Below are 20,590 nucleotides of genomic sequence, written 5' to 3' on the forward strand. Positions count from 1 at the left end.
GCCAACAACACCCCCGGCGCGGACAAATAGGCCGACAACATAATCTGCGCTATGTATTTTTGATGGCGACGACAAGGGGCCAAAAGAGAAATGGGGGATGAAGAATGCGCCGGTTTGATTGGCTGTACAGAATACGATAACACCGAATTCGTCGGCTTTTTATGCCATAGAGCAATAGCAGAAAAATAAGATTGGATGGATCGCAATAAGGTCAACATTCGACTCTTCCCTAAGTTTTTGTTTACTTCAATAGTTAAACAACAATGGCTTTAATGCCTGTTGAATCAAAAGCATTATGTATCCATTGATATTCGTGTTTTTTCCCAACTCAAAATTGAGCAGATATCATGACACTCACTTTATAATCATGGGCTTCAGCATAAGGGCCATATTCAATAAAGGGTTCTGAAACAGAGAGATCATAATTCATTCCCATAAACTCACCTTTCATCCCAAGAGTAAGTCCCATCAAGGTGCGACTGGATTCTTCTTCCGCACCGTCCCCAAAGACTTGCCCAATATCCACACCGAAATAAGGAGAATAGGATGATCCCAATATCTCCAAAGGTAGGGTTAAGTCATTCTTCAACCGCCAACCGTGTTCGGCACTTAACGACTCATCACTGTCAAACCCTCGAACGGTGTAACGTCCGCCGTTGGAAAACCAATCCAACGAGTAAATGGCCGTCTCCGCATACTGAGCAAACAAGCGCCCGGTATAATTCATGGATTGCCCGAACAGACTAAAAGGACTGTTCAAGGAAACGGATAATGAGTAAAAACGGTAATCTGGCTGTGCTGAATCTTCCTCGGCCTCATCATCCACCTCATCGGCTCCCATTTTTCCCGCAAGTCCTTGCTGAACATCCATGGAAACATCAAATATGTTACGACCAATAAAACGGCGATAGCTCAACCCTAAAGACAATTCGGTTAAATTGCGCCGCTGCTGTTCTAACTCGACATCCTCCATATAGCTGCGCCTTCTTCTGGTTTTTAACGCACCATTAAACGCCAGCTTGCCTTTATTATTTCGAGTCAGTACATAAGTTAAGCTCAATGTATCATCCCGACTGTTGCCACTTAGCTCAAAGATTCTCACATCCCCTTCAGTTATTTGGCGATAATCCGAACGACTGATTGAATAGCCCCACAATCCATAGCCCCAAGGCAAATTCCAAGAAAAAGATTCACTGTTTGACTCGCCTATGGCTTCTCCTCTCGCGGCAGACAAAGAGACATTGAATGCATCTTGGGCGCCAACAAAATTATCTACGGTGGCATTAAACGACAGCGGATATTTACCGGTCGATGCACCACCACTGTCGTCTACCGAGGTACTTATTGACCAAGGTTTTGTCTGTTTCAATTCCGCTACCAAAATACTAGCGTTAGGATAAGTACCTGGTTCAATCTTAAATTCCACCTGCTGGGACTGAAGACGACTCAACTGCTCAACCGCTTGTTCCATGTCCCGTAAATTTAGGACTTTACCCTCTTTTATGGGCAAAGCATTGCGCCAAAAAAAGCGGTAATTTTCTGGAAAGACAATGCGCTCAACCACACCTTCTGAAACAACAATAGTTAACTTATGGTCGGCAATGTTCTGCTCCGGTAAAACGGCCTTGGACGTCACAAAACCTTCCGATAAAAGTTTTTGATTAATCAAACGTACATAGGCCTGAATGGTTTGAAAGCCAACACATTCCCCTATGTATTTTTGTCCTTGAGACAAGGCCCAGTCTGATAGCAAGCCCTCTATTTCAATATGATCAATAACAAAACAAACATCTTCGTCATCCTGCTCTGCTGGATATTGAGGCTCGGGAAGTTGCAGAGGCTGCTCCGCTTCTTTAAGACTCCTATTCAAAGCTTCTTCAGTGGCTTTGTCTCTAAGACGCCAATCTGTCTGATTACGAATCGTGTCTTCTTGTGCAGCAAAGGAAAAATTAGAAAAGCATGATAAACACAATGCACATGAGTAAGTAACGAAATTCCTTTTTAGCACTTAAATTTCCATACAAATTACTTAAATTTACACTAGACTACTTAAAAGAAATCCAGATAACAATCACTTTTTGCCAGTAATTTCAAATTAAAAAGTGAAACAATCAGCATAAAGCCAATATTTATTTATAAAACAATATTTTATAAAATTTCTTTTGGCAAAAAAAAAAGCCAACTCTCGTTAGAGAGTTGGCTAAAGATGTGTAACCTAAGAATAAAAGTCTACTTAAGTCAATTTAACTCACTTATGCAGGCGCTTTTCCTTTGCCAATACGGCCAATTAAGAAACCACCAAGCAAACCAAGCAAAATGGCGATGGTCCAATAGCCGTATTTTTCAAATAAGTTGGTATTAATTAAGGCTAAACTCTGACTGTCTTGGTACACCAATCTTTGTAGAGTTTGATTTTTAAAACTCATTTGTTGTCGTATCAAGAGGTTCATTTCCGCTTCAGGCTTTTCGTTTAAGCCAGCCAAACGCCAACGCCATTGTAGTTGTCCTGCTTGTACGTTGGCTCTGACTTTGGCATTACTGATCATTTGGATTTCGCTATCAGTGATCAATTCTGCTTCGTAACTTTGCCCTAATACTGGTTGGGCAACAATGGCAGTAACCAGTATTTCAAAGGTGTCGTTTAACGCCATTTCACTCGGCAGTTGCCAATTCACAGTGCGGATTGTCGAGGTTAGCTGCAAATCCAATGATTGACTTTCTGCTTGTAAAGAAATGGTGTCATTTTCTAACACACCAAGGTCATTTTTAAGTTTTGCTAAAGCAGCATTAAGGTCCGTCACTTGCTGATTTTTCTCATTCAAACTGGCTTGCACAGTCGCCAACTCTTGAGCAAGGCCGGTATTGTTTGCTTGCGCAGTGGCTAATTTTTGATCCATTGCCAACCAGCGAGCTTCCAAGTCGGCATGACCATCAATGGCCCCTTCTAAGGCTATAACTTGTGATCGATAATCCGCTAATGCCCTTTCCTGCTGACGAATTTTTTCTTGATAACCGCTAATACTCGTCTGTAGAGATGAAATCTGTTTGGCTTGTACTTGCTCTAAAATATTGGAGTCTGACGGGGCAGCAGACAACTCATTATATTCTTCTCTAAGGGATTGATGTTCTTCACGAGCAGCCGCTAATTGACTCGCTAGGACACTATTTTGCTGACGCAATTGTGACACTTGCTGCTGTAAGGTGCGTTTTTCATCCAATGCCGAAAGGTAGTTTTGCTGCCATTCTTCATTTTGACTGGATTGGCTTGCTAACTTTATCAATTGGCCATTCAGCGCCGTATTCTCTGAGGCTAACGCCTGAATGTTGTCTTTTAGCTGATTATTTTCAAGCTGCAATGCTTGATATTGATCTTCTAAATCAGTTCGCTGCGCCTTTTCATTCTCCAGTGCCATCAAGATTTCTGCATTGCTTTCGGAGGACTGTAACCCGGCTATCTGTCGGTCTTTTTCGTCCAATAAACTGCTAAGTCGCTGTAATTCTGCTTCATTGTCCGCCAGCGTTTGGTTAAGACGCAATATTTCTGAATTGGATTGAGATGAGGATGTTTGGGAAGGATTGGAAACTTGGCTCGACACTTCTTCACTGCTGGCTTGGTCACTCGTACTGGTACTTTGACTGCTGCACCCTGATAACAATACGCCAATGGCAACCGGAACCCATAACGCCGTACGTGCTTTCATTATTCGCTCCTACACTCTTTAGGTTATTTAACCCAATCGATACACAAGGTGTGTTAAACCTTATGCCAGATTTAAGTATAGAATGCAAAAAAGACGTAAAGAGCATTATTGCAAAAAGTATAAAAAAGCCAGTCAGTTAATGCAGGATACAATACTGACTGGCTTTTTATCTGATAAAGCTGTCCTATAAAGACTAAGCGAGGCTTTTTGAAATCACTTCGTAAACGTCTTTGGATAAATCTTCCGACATAATACGTTCGAGTTCAGCTTTCATTTTTGCGCTCAATTCCGGTGCCATTTTCTTCCAACGAGTTAATGGTGTACAAAGACGCGAGGCAATTTGCGGATTGCGCTTATCCAACACCAATATCTGATCGGCTAGGAAGCGGTAACCACTACCGTCAAGATGGTGGAAAGCGGCAATATTTTGACCAAATCCCCCCAAAAGTGAACGCACTTTATTGGGGTTTTTAAGGTCAAATGCTTGGTGTTCCATGAGCGCAGAAACGTTAGCAATAGCACCTTCCTGCTCTCGGCTAGCGCACAACATTAGCCATTTATTAACGACCAAAGGCTCATTACGCCATTGCTGGTAAAAAGCATCCAACATGCTATCGGCTTTGTCATGACCATGATTCACAGCAATCGACAAGGCAGCAAATTGGTCTGTCATGTTATCCGCCGATTCAAACTGAGCAACAATAGCGTGTTTTGCGGCATCATCGCCACTTTCTAACCAATAAGACAAGGCAAGATTTTTCAATGAACGACTGGCAATGTCTTTCGCTTCGGCCTGATAAGGGCCGGTAATTTGATGCTCTTGATAGGCTTGTGCAAACTCAGCTTGCAAGGCTTCTGCAATTTGCTGCTTCAAGTATTGACGAGCTTGTTTGATGGCATTCGGGTGAATTACCTCAGCCAATTCGGACAAATACGCCTGACTTGGCAGGTTTAAGATTAAAGCCACCATGGCTGGATCCAAACTCGCATCTTCTAATAAGGCTTTGTAGCCTTCAACCAAGTTGGAACGTAAAGACAGGGCTTCCCCTGCCACGGCTTGCTCAATCAAACTATTGAGTTCATTTACCGCGAGTTGTTGCCCTGCGTTCCAACGATTGAAACCGTCTTGATCAGCAGACAAGAGCAATAAAAGATCCGCAGCAGTATAATCATAAGACAGTTTCACCGGCGCCGAGAAACCTCTTAACAGAGAAGGTACAGGTTTGCTCTCAACTTGGGAGAATTCAAATACCTGTTCGGCATCCGTTAATTCAAGTAAATGTTCATCCGCTGACTGACCATTCAATTCAGCGACTAATGCTTTACCAGATTGATCCAATAAGCCCACGCGCACAGGAATGTGCAAAGGCAACTTGGTTGGTTGGCCTGGGGTGGCTGGCGTCTCTTGCTGCAAGGTCAGACGATAGGTTTGCTTTTGCCCATCGTATTCGCCTGTCACACGAATGTGCGGCGTGCCTGCTTGCGAGTACCAACGTTTAAATTGCGTCAGATCCACTCCGGATGCATCTTGCATGGCAGCGACGAAATCATCGCAAGTCACCGCTTGGCCGTCGTGACGCTCAAAGTACAAATCTGAGCCTTTGCGGAAGTTTTCTGCGCCAAGCAAGGTATGAATCATGCGCACTATCTCTGCGCCCTTCTCATACACGGTTAAGGTGTAAAAGTTGGAGATTTCAATAAAAGAGGCTGGACGAACAGGATGCGCCATGGGGCCTGCGTCCTCGGCAAATTGCGCGGTTTTCAAGAAAGACACGTCTTCTACACGTTTTACCGTAGCAGAATGCATATCCGCTGAGAAACTTTGGTCACGGAATACGGTAAAGCCTTCTTTCAAACTTAACTGAAACCAATCACGACAGGTCACGCGGTTGCCAGACCAGTTATGAAAGTATTCATGCGCCACAATGGCTTCAACACGCAAATAGGTATCGTCCGTGGTGGTTTTAGGACTGGCTAACAGACAAGAGGAATTAAAGATATTCAAGCCCTTGTTTTCCATTGCCCCCATATTGAAGTCATCCACTGCCACTATCATAAAGATATCGAGATCATACTCTCGGCCGTACACTTCTTCGTCCCAACGCATGGATCGCTTCAAGGCTTCCATTGCGTAATCCACTTTATCTATGTTGTGTGCTTCGGTGAAAATCTGCAGTGTGACTTCACGCTGACTCTGGGTCACAAAGGTGTCGTTTTTGACTTGCAAGTCACCTGCTACGAGAGCAAACAAGTAGGCTGGCTTCGGGAAGGGATCGTGCCATACCACAGAAGTTTTACCGTCTTCTTGAATGTCACGGGAAATTTCATTGCCGTTAGACAGCATGACTGGGTATTTTTCCGCGTCAGCTATAATCCGCGTGGTAAACACGGACATCACATCAGGACGATCTAGATAATAGGTGATATGACGGAAGCCTTCGGCTTCACACTGAGTGCAGAACATAGCAGAAGAACGATACAGCCCTTCTAAACGTGTGTTGTTTTGCGGCTCAATCAGGGTTTCACAGGTCAACACAAAACAGTCCGCTGTGGCGGTGATAATAAGCTGGTTGTCCACCAGCTGATATTCACCAGATGGCAGTACATAATCGTCCATGGCTAGCGCCACCAATTTCACTTCTTCACCACCATCCAGTACCAGAGGAGCGGTATTTTCTTTTGAGTCTGGATTGCGTCGCATGTGCAACTTGGATGTCACCACAGTTGTGGCTTCGTCTAACTCAAAGGTTAATTCCGTCTTATCAATTAAAAATGGAGGGACTTTGTAGTCTTTCAGATAAATCGCTGACGGTTGACTCTCTTTCATAATCGCTCTCCTAAAAACTGAGACTGGCTTGGTAACCTGTGTATTTGCGTAAATTGATGACACCTGTGTCGAGGATCAAATACTGACCTTTAATACCCATTAACACCCCTTCAATGGTGGGCGTTTTTTCCGCATTCAAACTGGTGATCTTGGTGGGGTATTCCAACACAGGGTAGGTGAATTCATGAGTATGATTTTGATCGGATAAATCGATAATGGCCTGCAGTCCGAATTCTTGCTGCAGGGCGTCTAAGCCTTCGTATAGCTGGCCAATCAAACGCTCTTGCTCTGCTTCAAGGTCCAACACCAAATCAGAACCTTTTAGCATGTTACGCCAGTTGGTTTTATCCGCCACTAGTGATTTAAATAGGGTTTCCACTAGCCCGGATAAACGACGATTCTCAACACGGAAAATAGGTCTGGCTTGCGTCGCGCCTTGGTCTATCCAACGAATGGGTAATTGATCGCCACGTGTAATACCCACTTTCAGAGCAGATGAGTTCGCCAAGTAAACATAATGGCTTTGCATACAATATTGCTCTGCCCATTCCGGCTCGCGACAGGTTCCCAAATGAAAGTGGCATTTTTCCGGACTCATGATGCAGGTGTCGCATGCGGCCAGCTTACGAAAACAGTTAAAGCAATAACCTTGGCTGAATGACTTTTTGGTTTTCTTGTGACAATGAATACAATGAATGTCACCACTAAAATCCAAGCGTATTTTTTGCCCTAATAAATCATTCATTTGCTGGATTTGATCGTTTAAATTGAGTTGGTATTGAACCTTGCCTTCAATGGACTCAACCTTCATTTTGCGAATTTGACCTTGCAGCATTAAGACTGGCCTTCTGCCGAATCATCCACCCATTTGATGGTTTCATGCTCATTGGTCGATTGCTTGCTATCACAACCTTGATGAACTTGAGTATCAATGTAACCCACACGCTGATCTGCCGATTTGTTGCTGTAGTCATAGGTAATCACAGCTTGCAAACACAATTCTTTTTGCTCTGCTGTTAGACGTACACCATTTGGCCACTTACCGAGCTCTACCGCCTGCTTCAGGCTGGCGTAAACTTCGGGCGACATATTGTCGATCATTTCTTTGAAATTCATCTTAATACTCTTCATGAAATAGCAAGCTAATGTTATAAAATATCCAGCTAAGGCTAATGGACATACACTTGATGTCATTAAACTTTTGGTGTGTGCCCTTTGGTGGCGGTCAATTTGGTCATTATGTAAAAACAAAGGCATAACACCAGCCCTGACAAGAGTCCAATAGTATAGGCAGTATTGGCAATACGACCTAAACCAATCGCCTCTGGTAATGAAGTATAACCAAAGGCAAGCCAAATCATGAAGAAGGCCATCAAGGTTTTATTCACCATCACAGGAAAGGCAGGCAAAAGTATTGGTAATAACCACGCAAACCCAATCAAGCCATACACAACGCCCGATAAGCCACCAAAAACGGGATAACCACTAAAATAATACTGCAATAAATTACTGGCGATCGCGGTGACCAAAATACAAACCAGCCATACCAACTTGCCAAGTAAATATTCTAACTTGCGGCCAATCTCCCATACCCAAAGGCTATTAAAGACGATATGCATCATGCTGAAATGCAATAAGGCTGGTGTAAATACACGCCACCACTGCCCCGCACTTAATACATCCGCAAGTGTCTGGAAATACAAATGACCATTAACCACCTGAAAAGGGCTAATAGTAAACCAGCTGACAACAGCCAGGTTACTCCCCAATTCCGTGATAACAGATACCAACACACTCATTAATAACAAAATAAGGGTTAACGGCGCCGCTTTCAGCTGGGCAGATAAAGGAGGACGTGTCGTTTGATGTCTGGGATTTTCTTCGGGTCTAATAGTGGAATTTTGCAGTAATGAAGGGTCTTCTTTCCAAATTGAAATGAGTTGTTGCACTGTCGCTTGTTGTGATGGGTCCAATAGCCACAACTCTTGCGCTCCCTGATTCACCACTATTTGATGAGCGACCTTGTGGTGCCATAAAGCATTCGCTAATAGTTGGGGATCTTCCATGGATTCAAATCGATATACAAATAGCATGTAGGTTTAACGCTAGCCCTTGTTATTGACGGTAACCAGATTGCCAGCCAAGCTTATCTCGGCAGACATTATAAAAATCATGATCTTTCGGGTGTATCATACGAATCCCCCCCTGCTTCTTGGTTATGTGAATTTCATCCCCAGGGGCAGCGGTTATATTCAATTGCCCATCACAACTTACGCTTGGATAAGTTAAATTGGATTCACACACTACGATACGAATCTTCGCATTGGCATCGATGACAATAGGACGGTTACTTAAGGTATGTGGGTGCATTGGCACCAAGACTAATGCGTCCAACTTAGGCAACATAATTGGGCCGCCTGCCGACAAAGCATAAGCCGTAGATCCTGTCGGTGTTGCCACAATCAAACCATCGGATTTTTGGTTCATAACGAATTGATCATCAATGAACAAATCAAAACGAATCATACGTGCCGATTTGCCAGGGTGAAGCACCAAATCATTCAGGGCAATACCGTCGCCACTGGGACGATTTTGACGTTTAATTTTGGCTTCTATCATGAAGCGTTTCTCTTCGTGATATTCACCCGCCAAAATCGGATCCAGCTCTTGTTGTAAATGCTGTGGGGAAATATCCGTTAAGAAACCAAGTGTCCCCCGGTTAATACCCAAAACGGGGATGTCATAATGGCAAATGGCTCTGGCGGCACCAAGAAAACTGCCATCGCCACCGACCACCATGACCATGTCACAGTGATCGCCTAATTCTTTAAGTGGCGCCTGTGAAACTTTAATACCAGGCAGCATGGCTGCAAGCTGACTTTCGAGAACGGGCTGAATCTCTTTTTCTGCAAGGTAATCCATTAACTTCTTAACGGTATCCAGAATTTGAGATTTATCCAATCGAGCAATAATACCAACACGTTTAAAAAGACTCATGGGGCCTTCTCTATCCACCTTTAAATGACAACCAATATTATGAAGTCTATTAATAACTTAGAATACGGCTTAAACAGTACCTACATAATTTGCGAACTTTAACATGAACGCAGGATCGACGCCATGTAAGCGCAAGATTATAACGTTTGTAAACGCTTCTTTTTATTCATTATCATTCACAAAAGGGTTACCTTCTTGTGGATAGCCGCGCCATCCTTGCATGCCACCCGTATGGATCAACAAGGTTTTTTGGTGAGGCCAACTGCCAGTCAACATAGCTTGATACATGGCATAAAGACTCTTACATGTGTATATAGGGTCTAACATAACGTCGGGGTTAACCTGCGCAAAGTTGCGCAAAAAAGACGTTAATGCCGCAGAGTGTTTAGCATAGCCACCTTGATGGCAATCACTATGAAAAACCATGGATTGATATTGACCAGCAGGGTTCACAATCTTCGCCATCTCTATGATATTAGAGGCGTGTTGTTGTGCTCCTTTTAACGCGCTAAACACATGCAAGTGAGGACACGCTGTGGATGCTAAAAAACCCGTTGCCGTCGTTCCTGTTCCAGCAGACAGGGCCCAAGCATCATAACCTTGTGCATTATTGGCAATCTCTTGCGCCCAGTCCATGCACCCCATCGCCCCCAATTTTCCACCACCACCTTCTGGCACCCAATAGATATTTGGGTACTGCTCCGTTATCTGTTTTACCACCGTTGCTTGTAAGCCCAGACGATAATCTTGACGAGTTGAAGGCCACAACAAGGCACCTTGTTTTACCGCATCTTGTAAGGTGGGCGTTAAATGAGGCTGCAATTCCCCACGTACCACCAACAAAGCTTGCTCATTTCGATCAGCAAGGGTTGCAGCAACAGCATGTAGATGATTCGAAAATGGGCCACCAAACGTACCAATATGCTTTGCACCTAATGCTTTTGCCGCTTTAAGATGATGCTTTAGCTTATGCCACTTATTACCCGGAGCGCTCACATGCTCTAAGTCCCCACGATAAATATGCAACTGATAAGTCTCATTTAAGGGTTTAGCCTTTGTTAAATTGAGATTAAGAACTTGAACCTGTGACACACTCTACCTAATAGGTTGGTAAATTTATCGCTATTATACTCATTTACTACATTTAACTCATTTTTTAGCCCTGAATTCTGCTAGCATAGCCACCAATTTTAACAGCCGTGAAAGAGTGTTCATGAAGACTAGATGGCTGATACTTTTCGAGGAAATCCATGAGCCAATATAATCTTCTTCACGACAGCAGTGATGAATTCGGCCCTATTCGTGTGTTTGATGATGGTCAATTCCGTATTTTATCTTTTGCTGATGGCGACGAACAAAGTCGAATGCGTCTCTCCACACCACACATTCTTCAGCATGAATACACCCAAGCCATGATGCTGTCGCTATTATTTTGCCAACCTAAGCGTATCTGTCTATTAGGATTGGGCGGTGGCACATTAATTCATGCTTTGTATCACGCCATTGCTGGCGTTCATATACATGCGGTGGAGCTCAGACAAGAAGTATTAGACGCTGCCGAGATGTATTTTAAATTACCCAAAAGCAAGCGTATTAGTTTAGCGCTGGACAATGCCGTTGATCACATTGCCACGGGGTTAGATCGTAAAGTCGATTTATTACTCACTGACATTTACAACACGCAGGGCATGGACATTAGCGTATTGGCACCAAGTTTTATTGCCGATTGCGCCAATAACATCAAAGAAAAAGGCTGTTTAGTATTAAATTGCTGGCTTGATCAAAAACATAACGATGAACTCACTAGGTTAATCAAACAACATTTCGGTTACGTGAGCGCCTTGGATACGGGGACGGGAAATTGGGTCATTATTGCTCTTAAAAAAGCACCAGATCAAACCGGCAAAGCACTCAAAAATACCGCCCAAAAACTCAGTCATGAATTGGGCTTCTCACTTAGTAAATGGCTGACCAGACTCATAGAGTTATAATCAAAAACCAAGCAGCAACTCATGGTTCATTCGTTGATATCAAGTCAGCTGACATCAAGCAACAGAAAAGCCAGCCGATCACGGCTGGCTTTGATGATTCAGCGCTCTATTAGTAACACTTATCTATCACTGGCCAAGAACGCTATCAACCAAGGCTTTAGCCTCTTGCTCCAGTTCCGCAAGGTGCTGCTCCGAAATAAAGCTTTCTAGATAAATCTTGTAGACGTTTTCAGTACCAGATGGACGCGCCGCAAACCAACCATTGGCCGTGCAGACTTTTAGGCCACCAATCGCCGCATCGTTTCCAGGTGCGTGGGTTAACACCGCCGTGATGTCTTCTCCTGCTAAAGACATTTGTTTAACATTATCCGCCTGTAACGCAGCCAACAAACGTTTTTGCGCAGGGGTTGCTGCCACATCAATGCGTTTGTAGTAAGGCTTGCCATACCGCGCCACTTGCGCTTCATACAGACTCTGCGGATCTTTACCCGTTACCGCTAAAATTTCTGCTGCCAATAACGCCATAATGATGCCGTCTTTGTCTGTCGTCCAAACACTGGCATCTTTACGTAAGAAGGATGCTCCGGCACTTTCTTCACCACCAAATCCCATGATGCCTTGATACATGCCTTCTACATACCACTTGAAGCCCACCGGCACCTCACACAAAGTTTTGTCTAAGCCCTTTACCACACGATCAATCATGCCACTGGACACTAGGGTTTTACCAAACATAGTCTCTGCAGGCCAATTGGGTCTGTGCTGAGACAAATATTCGATGGCAACCGCTAAATAGGCATTTGGGTTCATCAAGCCTGACTGAGCGCAGACAATGCCATGACGATCATAGTCTGGATCATTGCCGACTGCGATATCAAAGTCGTCTTTCAGTGCCAGAAGTGAGCTCATTGAATAAGGTGATGAGCAATCCATTCGAATGCGACCATCTTTATCTAATGGTACAAAACGAAAGGTCGGATCTACTTCTGTATTGACCACACTAATGTCTAAACCGTATTTTTCCGCAATGGGCTGCCAGTAATGGATTCCAGAGCCCCCCATTGGATCCACACCAATACGAATCTTCGCTTTGGCAATGGCTTGCATATCGATGACATTTTCTAGGTCATCAACATAATGAGAAATATAGTCAAAGTCTTCGATTAAATCGGATTGATTCACCTCAGCTTGTTGAGCCAACTTCACTTCTTGCAAGCCTGCCGCTAATAAGTCATTCGCACGATTGGCTACCCAATCCGTAATGTCTTTGTCGGCTGGACCGCCTTTGATGGAATTGTATTTTATGCCCCCATCTTCTGGAGGATTATGCGAAGGGGTGATCACGATACCATCACTTAATGCAGATGCTGTTGCGTTGTGGGTTAACACTGCATGAGAAACCACTGGTGTTGGTGTAAAACCACCGCCCGCTTGCACACGAACCTTAACATTATTTGCTACTAAAACACTTAATACCGTGTGGAACGCCGCCTCAGACAAAGCGTGAGTGTCTTTCGCTAAATACACAGGACCTGTGATATTCTGCTTCAACCGATACTCTGCAATTGCCTGTGTAATGGCCAATATGTGATCTTGATTGAATGTGTTGTGTAAAGCGCTACCACGATGACCTGACGTACCAAAGCTAACTTTTTCATCTGGATGCTTCGCAACGTCTGGTTTATTGAGATAGTAGGCTGTCATGAGTTGCGGTAAATTCACCAAAGAATCGTGATGTGCAAGCTGTCCTGCTTGGGGATGAATTGCCATATTTAGTGAGTCCTATTGAATGTATTTACAATAAAGTCTCGCCTAAAATCATCAAACTTTCAATGAGTTATCTCAAGAGTTAAATGGGCTTAACAGATCAAGAATGTCCTCTATTAAAGCCCAAACGCTCCGTTTTTAACGTTTCTTCAAAATTAGACTACCAATAGAATAACCTGCACCAAACGAGCAAATTACTCCTATGTCTCCCGCTTTAAGATCTTCATGATATTTTGCAAAAGCGATAATGGAACCCGCTGACGCTGTATTTGCATATTCATCCAGTACCACAGGCGCCTCTTCCAATGTGGCATCACGACCTAATAAACGCTTGCTGATGAGTAAGTTCATATTGATGTTAGCCTGATGTAACCACCAGCGTTTCAGTTGCGATACTTGGATGCCTTCACTGTGCAAATGACTTTCAATGTGATCGGCGGCCATAGGGCAAACTTCTTTAAAGACTTTGCGACCATTTTGATGAAACAGCTTATCTGCACCATAAGGATCTTCGTCTGTGACTCGGGTCAGATAACCAAAATTCGAACGAATATTATTAGAGTAAGAGGTCACACATTTGGTGCCCAGTACTGCAAAGGAATGCTCAGATTGACAGGTTTCAGCTAACTCAACCACCGTTGCGGTCGCCACATCACCAAAAATAAAATGGGAATCACGATCCATATAATTCACTTGCGCTGAAGTCAGTTCAGGGTTGATGACTAACACGCCTTTTGCTGTACCCGCTTTTACCGCATCCACTGCACGTTGCAAACCGAAAGTGGCAGCCGAACAAGCCACCAACATATCAAAGGCAAAACCGTCAATTCCTAGGGCAGCTTGAACTTCGATGGCAATAGCAGGGTAAGAGCGCTGAGTATAGGCACAAGATACAATGACCATATCAATATCTTGCGGGGTTTTGTTGGCCGCTGTTAATGCTTTTTCTGCCGCTGCAATGGCCATCTCAGCTTGATGAGAAACCACATCGTCACCACGAGGTGCCAGCAAAGGTCGCATTCGATCAATGTCTAACGCCCCTTCTTTCGAGTAGATATATCGACTTTTAATACCGGATGCTTTTTCAATAAAAGCAGCACTGGATAAGGGTTTGGCTTCCATTTCACCCTGTTCAATCGCTTCGGCATGGGTCGCGTTATATTTTTCCGCCCAGGCGTTATAGCTATCGACGAGTTCTTCATTGGTAATGGAATGAGCAGGAGTCCATAAACCAACTCCGCTAATGACAACAGAAGAATTCATTTCATTCGTCCTTTTTATTGTTATGTTAATAAAGAAAGTATAGGAGAGATTGTGAACGACAAACGCTTCTCAGTCTATAAAAAAGTAATATCATCAATTAGATGAAATAAACACCAAGCATAATGCTCATGGCATTTTGATAAAATTTTAGCCATACTCAAGTGTAATTGATTCCTTTCATTAAAAGTTGATGGCGGTATGGATCAAATAACCAATCAAAATGCTCTGATCTTATCAGGTGGCGGTGCGCGAGCAGCCTACCAAGTTGGTGTGCTGTCTGCCATGGGTAAAATGCTGCCGAAAAAAACTCCTCTGCCCTTTCCCATTCTCTGTGGTACTTCCGCAGGTGCACTCAATTCCACCATGTTGGCCTGTTATGCTGATAATTTTTCCAAAGCGGTTTCCACACTGGCTTTTGTATGGCGCCATTTAAGCCCAGAGCAAATTTACACCCTAGGACGTTGGCCCTTAGCGACTTCCGTCACCAAAACTCTGTTGTCTTTGTTTCATTTACACAATCACTCTGCCTCCATGGCCATCATGGACAATCAGCCGTTACGAGAATTGCTTAGCAAACACTTGGATTTTTCGCGCATTCAGCAGGCGATTGATAACAAATTGGTCTCGGCTTTAGCTGTCACGGCAATGAGTTACAGTACAGGCGAATCCACCACTTTTTTTCAAGGTAATAAGATACCGCAAAATTGGCAAGGGCATCGTCGTAAAGGGGTGAGAGCGGAATTAGGTGTCGAGCATTTATTAGCATCCAGTGCGATTCCGGTGATTTTTCCAGCCCATAAAATTGCCAGTCATTATTATGGGGATGGCGCCATCCGCCAAAAATCCGCTATTTATCCGGCATTAAAATTGGGGGCTAATAAGCTGTTTATCGTTGGGGTAAGTGGTAATCGCAGTCCGCGTAAATGGGCATTACAGAAAAATACGTTAGCCAACAGCGCCCCCAGTATGGCACAGATCTTAGGTCAGCTATTAAACAGCGCTTTTATTGACAATCTTGAAGACGACATCAATCAACTGGAATTGATGAATGCATTAATACGAGATCTGCCTGATGACAAAAAACAAAAATATTCAGACCTTCCCACAGAAACCTTGATCATCTCACCCTCAGAAGAACTCAATGAAATAGCCCATCATTATTTGTACACTTTGCCAAAAAACATTCGTGTTCTATTAAAGTCTGTGGGCGGATCCACAACGGAAAAAGTCAGTTCAGCCGCCAGTTATCTACTTTTTACACCGCAATACTGCCGAGCATTAATGGCGTTAGGTTATCAAGATGCCATGTGGGAGAAAGATAAGATTTTAGCTTTTCTAATGGATGATTAAGCCAGTCAAAACAGGTGTTTACATCTTTCTTATATACTGACTGTGCGCTCGCCTTCTATCCTGCTTTGTTGGTTCACCCAAGTTCGTAAACGCTGCGCTCCTGCCAAAGACAAGCTACTGCATAAAGTAATTTGTCCTTGCTCTGATCCCCCCACTGGCTCAATAAACTCTGGATAAGCCGCTACCAAGCGCCTTATTAATTGTGAAGAAACCCCTTCACTTGGTTCAATAATGTCACAATCCGCTCCCAAATACTCTGCAAACATATGCCGCACCAAAGGGTAATGGGTACAAGCAAGCACCAATGTGTCTACCTCATCTTTAAGCATTTGCTGACACAATGACGCCACCGTATGTTGAATAGTCGCTTGTGTTTCAGGCCAGCCATCAATGTCAAACGCCAAGCTTGCACTGGACACAATTTGTACTTTACTGTCCGCCTGCCAAAGACGGATAAGATCTTTCAATCGACGACTATTCGCGGTGACAGGTGTCGCTAATACAGCAACATGGCGCTTTTTGCCAAGGCGAAAAGCGGGTTTCACTGCAGGTTCAACGCCAATCACGGGCAATTGAGTGTGCGCACGCAATACCTCAATGCCTACTACGGTAGCAGTATTACACGCCACCACAATGGCTTGCACCCCTTCCTTTTCAAAGAATTGAGCAATGTCGATTAAACGCTGCTGTAATGCTTGATCTGTCTTATCACCATAAGGCGCAAAGGCATCGTCCGCTAAATACAAAAGATCCAAGTGCGGTTGTTTTTTTTGAATGGCATTGACTATGGTTAAACCACCAGCTCCCGAGTCCATGATGCCTATTTTCAACTCTGTGATTCCTCAGACGTTTGATTGGTATACCACTCGGGTAACAAGACAGGTTCTCTTTCCAAACAGATCCCATATTTGTGTTGAATCGCTCTTTGAATCTCTGCTTCAAGGGTCAATAAGGCTTCTGCTTTATTCGCTTCATGGTTTACCAGTACTAAAGCTTGCTTTTCATAAACCCCCACGCCCTGCTGACTTTTACCTTTAAAGCCAGCCTGATCTATCAGCCAACCCGCCGCCAACTTAAAGTCATCCCCATGAGGGAAAGACACTAAATCAGGAAACGCTTGTTTGAGCCTAGTATGCTGTTCGGCACTGATGATTGGGTTTTTAAAAAAACTGCCTGCATTGGCAATGACTTGTGGATCTGGCAGCTTACTGGCGCGAACACGACATACGGCATCGAATACTTTTCGCAAACTCGGTTCACCTTCAATCTGGCTGTGCAATCCACCATAGGATAAACAAAGTTCACCGCGTTTTTTTAAATTGAGTTCCACTCCTGTGATGAAATATTGCTTTTTCCATTTGCCTTTGAAATGGCTGTCTCGATAAGCAAAGCCACATTCTTTAGCATTAATCCAAAAAACATCTAATGTCTGTCGATCTATCACTTGAACTCGCGCTAAGACATCTTTGATTTCGATGCCATACGCACCGATATTTTGTACCGGAGCCGCACCAACCGTACCAGGTATCAAAGCTAGATTCTCAATGCCAAACCAATTATTTTCTACTGAATAAGTGACGACACGGTGCCAATTTTCTCCTGCACCCAACACCAAATGCACCTGGTTGTATTTGCCTTCAATGACTTGCTTACCCTTGATGCAGTTGATCAAGACCAGTCCCTTGATGTCACTGCGAAGCAACAAATTACTACCACCACCCAGCATGGTGACTGACAACCGCTCTTGTTGTGCCCAACTAAGCAGCGGTTTTAATTCATCCAAGCTATGGACTTCAGCAAAAAATTCGGCCTGATAATCGAAACGAAAAGTATTATATGCCTTAAGGGAGACTTGATGAGAAATGGCGTTAGGTAAAGGACGAGAAGTTTGCATTGGCTTAGCTTGCTGCATTGTCTTGGTTATGAGTCTGTTTGGTTAAGCGTCGCGAGATGATCAAGAAATACCTGACTGATGTCCATTAAATGCTGGCGCATGATGATGAAACCTTGCTCACCACCATAATACGGATCGTCTACTTCTCCATAGGCTTGATCTTCAGTAAATTCACCAAACATGACCACTTTAGCACGACACTTGGCAGGTTTGATCTTCTCCAATTTGCGCAGATTGTCTCGGTCCATTGCCAGTATCCAATCAAACTCATCAAAGTCAGATTCAGACACTTGTCGTGCTCTTTGATCAGTAATATCAATACCAATTTGTTTTAACGCTGCAATAGAACGTGTGTCAGGCGATTTCCCAATATGGTAGGCCGCTGTCCCCGCTGAATCCAGTGTTAAATTCATGCCTCTTTTCGCCGCTTCTGATGCCAAAATCCCTTGTGCCGCAGGTGAACGACAAATGTTACCCAGACAAACGGTTAACACTCGAGTCTCGTTCATTTTTTGCTGCCCGAATCCAAACGTTCATCTGCTGTTAGGGTACGAGCTTCCGTTTCCAATAAAACAGGAATACCGTCACGAATTGGGTAAGCAACCCCGCCCATTTTACTAATAAGCTCAGTGCCCTCTTTGCTAAGGGTTAGACTGGATTTGGTAATGGGGCAAACCAAGATATCAAGTAGAGATTTATTCATAACATGTCTTCTTTAATGCGATTTAATCTTTAATATCATTTAACTTAGCTAAAAAAGCCTGTCTAAAGGCTTCAGATAAATTCAGTGTGACAGGTAAATACCACACGGCTTGATTGTCTATCTCCAAATGGCGACATTTCACAGCATCTTTTTCTGTCATAATGACTGCTCGATCTCTGACAATATCCTTAGCGGTAAAAACATGATGATCCGAGAACCAATGATGCGTGTATCCTTCGGCTGGCAGGCCTAACGATAACAAGGTATGTTCAAAACGTTGCGGATTACCTATCCCAGCCATCACATGCCAATCTTGAGTTTCCATAAAGGCTTGCTGGCAGCTTACACTACGCAGCCCATCTAAAGAAGATAAAGTCGAGCTACTCAAAGAAAAATAATGGATAGACAAGGCCAATTGCTGCAAAGCAGGGGTTAATTGCTCCGTAATGCTTACCACGAAATCTACCGTCTCTAAACGCGAACTTGGTTCCCGCAAAGGCCCTACTGGCAAAAGCTGACCATTGCCTAAACCTCTTTGTGCATCGACCATAGCAATTTCTATATCTCGCGCCATAGCGTAGTGCTGCATCCCATCATCACTGATGATGATGTCAATATCATGGTTCGTCAACAAGGTCTCAATAGCAAGTTTACGCTCTGCAAACACAGCCATAGGGCAACCCGTTCTTTGTACCAGCATAACAGGTTCATCACCCACTTCACTGGCCAAGCTTGCAGAAGTCACAAGGACTGGGGTGTTAAGTTGCACACCGTGACCACGTGAAATCAGGCCAACCCGATACCCTTGTGAGGTCAGCCATTGGCTTAGTGCAATGACCATTGGAGATTTTCCTGTTCCCCCCACACTGATGTTGCCCACAACCACAACAGGCACAGGCGCACGGTATTGATCATTTTTATGCGCGAGAAAATCCTGTCTTTTCTTTTTAACAATGTGTCTCACCAAGGGTTGTAGAGGTCGGAAAACTTGTGTCCAACCTAAACGACGATACCAAGACTTAGTAAAACAACTTTCTAAACTCACTGATTGGTCTCTTTCTGTGCTGTGTGAGCCAATTTAGTAATGCCGAGTTTAGCCGCTGCATCATACACGCGCATGACCATTTCATAGGACGAATTGGCATCGGCGGTAATGATCAAGGGACGAGTATTATCTCCTTGAGTGATCTCTTCTAAACCTTGCACTAAAGTGGCAACATTTTCATTGATAAGAGTTTGGCCATTAATCACATATTGACCGTCAGCAGTAATCACCAGTTCAACCGTTTTGTCTCTATCACTGGCGGGAGCATCCGCAGTAGCCGTTGGCAAATCAATCGTAAGCTCAGTGCTTTGATTGAAGGTGGTGCTGACCATGAAGAAAATCAACAACAAAAAAACTACGTCAATTAATGGCGTTAGATTGATTTGTACGTCGTCTATTTTTTGACGGCGAAATTTCACTGTGCCACTCCTGATTTTTCACGATCACCGTGTAAAGCATCGACTAATTTGGTCGCTTGCTGCTCCATTGTGACCACCAATTCATCGATGCGACGAGCAAAAAAACGATGAAAGATCAAAGCAGGAATGGCCACTCCCAAACCAGCGGCGGTGGTCAGCAAGGCTTCTGAAATACCACCCGCCAATAACGCTGTATTACCAGCACCATTTTCCATTAACACAGAGAAGACCTTGATCATACCCACAACAGTACCCAGTAGACCAAGCAAAGGGGAAATTGCGGCTATGGTTCCCAAGGTATTCATAAAACGCTCAAGTTCGTGGATAACATGACTGGCAGCTTCTTGAACACTTTCTTTCATAGCACTGCGACCGTGTTTAGAAGCAACTAGACCCGCAGCAAAAATTGACGCCAACCCCGTTTTGGATTGCATACTGCGAATATATTCCAACGTCATTTTATCGTCTCGTAGACGCATCATAACATCGGTTAATAAGCCTTTTGGAGCGACACTGTTTTTGCGTAATGTCCAAAATCGTTCGAGGATAATAGCCAGGGTTAAAATCGAACACGCAAGCAGTGGCCACATAAAAAAACCACCAGATTGAATAAAGCTTAACAAGGTCTCTCTC

The 20,590-nt window shown here is 43.9% G+C and carries 20 protein-coding genes; 2 read left to right on the plus strand and 18 right to left on the minus strand.

Annotation, left to right across the window (positions count from 1 at the left end; all coding sequences use genetic code 11):
* The 9 genes from ACXAH2_RS04430 to ACXAH2_RS04470 form a co-directional block, all read right to left on the minus strand.
* Positions 1-218 (minus strand): hypothetical protein (locus ACXAH2_RS04430; RefSeq protein ID WP_475076967.1); only part of this gene is annotated, 218 nt, incomplete at its 3' end.
* A 110-nt stretch (positions 219-328) separates the two neighbouring features.
* Complete coding sequence (locus ACXAH2_RS04435; RefSeq protein WP_475076968.1) at positions 329-2,008, minus strand: ShlB/FhaC/HecB family hemolysin secretion/activation protein; 1,680 nt, start codon at positions 2,006-2,008, stop codon at positions 329-331.
* A gap of 244 nt (positions 2,009-2,252) precedes the next feature.
* On the minus strand, positions 2,253-3,701 hold the full coding sequence (locus tag ACXAH2_RS04440; protein ID WP_475076969.1) for a hypothetical protein: 1,449 nt from the start codon (positions 3,699-3,701) through the stop codon (positions 2,253-2,255).
* Between the two features lie 193 nt (positions 3,702-3,894).
* On the minus strand, positions 3,895-6,528 hold the full coding sequence (gene pepN / locus ACXAH2_RS04445; protein WP_475076970.1) for an aminopeptidase N: 2,634 nt from the start codon (positions 6,526-6,528) through the stop codon (positions 3,895-3,897).
* Between the two features lie 10 nt (positions 6,529-6,538).
* Positions 6,539-7,363: a DUF2797 domain-containing protein gene (locus ACXAH2_RS04450; RefSeq protein WP_475076971.1), complete on the minus strand. Its 825-nt coding sequence runs from the start codon at positions 7,361-7,363 to the stop codon at positions 6,539-6,541.
* Positions 7,363-7,644, minus strand: a complete 282-nt coding sequence (locus ACXAH2_RS04455; RefSeq protein WP_475076972.1) for a YeaC family protein — start codon at positions 7,642-7,644, stop codon at positions 7,363-7,365. Before ACXAH2_RS04455 ends, ACXAH2_RS04450 begins: the two co-directional genes overlap by 1 nt.
* Before the next feature lie 77 nt (positions 7,645-7,721).
* The gene (locus ACXAH2_RS04460; RefSeq protein WP_475076973.1) at positions 7,722-8,594 is read right to left on the minus strand and encodes a rhomboid family intramembrane serine protease; all 873 of its coding nucleotides are present in this window, start codon (positions 8,592-8,594) and stop codon (positions 7,722-7,724) included.
* Between the two features lie 49 nt (positions 8,595-8,643).
* Positions 8,644-9,525: an NAD(+) kinase gene (locus tag ACXAH2_RS04465; RefSeq protein ID WP_475076974.1), complete on the minus strand. Its 882-nt coding sequence runs from the start codon at positions 9,523-9,525 to the stop codon at positions 8,644-8,646.
* 162 nt (positions 9,526-9,687) lie between these two features.
* On the minus strand, positions 9,688-10,551 hold the full coding sequence (locus tag ACXAH2_RS04470; RefSeq protein ID WP_475076975.1) for a 1-aminocyclopropane-1-carboxylate deaminase/D-cysteine desulfhydrase: 864 nt from the start codon (positions 10,549-10,551) through the stop codon (positions 9,688-9,690).
* A 224-nt stretch (positions 10,552-10,775) separates the two neighbouring features.
* Between ACXAH2_RS04470 and ACXAH2_RS04475 the strand changes: the two genes are divergently transcribed.
* Positions 10,776-11,516 carry a spermidine synthase gene (locus ACXAH2_RS04475; RefSeq protein WP_475076976.1) on the plus strand — a complete coding sequence of 247 codons (741 nt, stop codon included), beginning with the start codon at positions 10,776-10,778 and terminating at the stop codon, positions 11,514-11,516.
* A 126-nt stretch (positions 11,517-11,642) separates the two neighbouring features.
* Here the strand turns inward: ACXAH2_RS04475 and pgm are convergent, their stop codons facing one another.
* Positions 11,643-13,286 (minus strand): phosphoglucomutase (alpha-D-glucose-1,6-bisphosphate-dependent), encoded by a 1,644-nt coding sequence (gene pgm, locus ACXAH2_RS04480; protein WP_475076977.1) that lies wholly within the window; start codon positions 13,284-13,286, stop codon positions 11,643-11,645.
* A 135-nt stretch (positions 13,287-13,421) separates the two neighbouring features.
* Complete coding sequence (locus tag ACXAH2_RS04485) at positions 13,422-14,546, minus strand: beta-ketoacyl-ACP synthase III (RefSeq protein WP_475076978.1); 1,125 nt, start codon at positions 14,544-14,546, stop codon at positions 13,422-13,424.
* Positions 14,547-14,744: 198 nt separating this feature from the next.
* On the opposite strand from ACXAH2_RS04485, the gene ACXAH2_RS04490 reads away from it, so the two are divergent.
* Positions 14,745-15,896, plus strand: coding sequence for a patatin-like phospholipase family protein (locus ACXAH2_RS04490; RefSeq protein WP_475076979.1), 1,152 nt, complete (start codon positions 14,745-14,747; stop codon positions 15,894-15,896).
* Between the two features lie 29 nt (positions 15,897-15,925).
* Here ACXAH2_RS04490 and murI read toward each other — a convergent pair whose 3' ends face one another.
* The 7 genes from murI to ACXAH2_RS04525 are packed head-to-tail and all read right to left on the minus strand — an operon-like array spanning position 15,926 to position 20,580.
* A complete protein-coding gene (gene murI / locus ACXAH2_RS04495) occupies positions 15,926-16,726 on the minus strand; it encodes a glutamate racemase (RefSeq protein ID WP_475076980.1) in 801 nt (266 codons plus the stop codon).
* Complete coding sequence (gene murB, locus ACXAH2_RS04500; protein ID WP_475076981.1) at positions 16,723-17,790, minus strand: UDP-N-acetylmuramate dehydrogenase; 1,068 nt, start codon at positions 17,788-17,790, stop codon at positions 16,723-16,725. The genes murI and murB overlap by 4 nt, the downstream gene beginning before the upstream one ends.
* A 26-nt stretch (positions 17,791-17,816) precedes the next feature.
* A complete protein-coding gene (locus tag ACXAH2_RS04505; protein ID WP_475076982.1) occupies positions 17,817-18,299 on the minus strand; it encodes a low molecular weight protein-tyrosine-phosphatase in 483 nt (160 codons plus the stop codon).
* Positions 18,296-18,493, minus strand: a complete 198-nt coding sequence (locus ACXAH2_RS04510; RefSeq protein WP_475076983.1) for a Trm112 family protein — start codon at positions 18,491-18,493, stop codon at positions 18,296-18,298. Before ACXAH2_RS04510 ends, ACXAH2_RS04505 begins: the two co-directional genes overlap by 4 nt.
* Before the next feature lie 22 nt (positions 18,494-18,515).
* Complete coding sequence (gene lpxK / locus ACXAH2_RS04515) at positions 18,516-19,538, minus strand: tetraacyldisaccharide 4'-kinase (RefSeq protein ID WP_475076984.1); 1,023 nt, start codon at positions 19,536-19,538, stop codon at positions 18,516-18,518.
* Positions 19,535-19,957 (minus strand): ExbD/TolR family protein, encoded by a 423-nt coding sequence (locus tag ACXAH2_RS04520; RefSeq protein ID WP_475076985.1) that lies wholly within the window; start codon positions 19,955-19,957, stop codon positions 19,535-19,537. The genes lpxK and ACXAH2_RS04520 overlap by 4 nt, the downstream gene beginning before the upstream one ends.
* Positions 19,954-20,580 carry a MotA/TolQ/ExbB proton channel family protein gene (locus ACXAH2_RS04525; protein ID WP_475076986.1) on the minus strand — a complete coding sequence of 209 codons (627 nt, stop codon included), beginning with the start codon at positions 20,578-20,580 and terminating at the stop codon, positions 19,954-19,956. The genes ACXAH2_RS04520 and ACXAH2_RS04525 overlap by 4 nt, the downstream gene beginning before the upstream one ends.
* Positions 20,581-20,590: the final 10 nt, after the last annotated feature.

It is taken from the genome of Marinomonas sp. ABL3_031, from assembly GCF_056161265.1.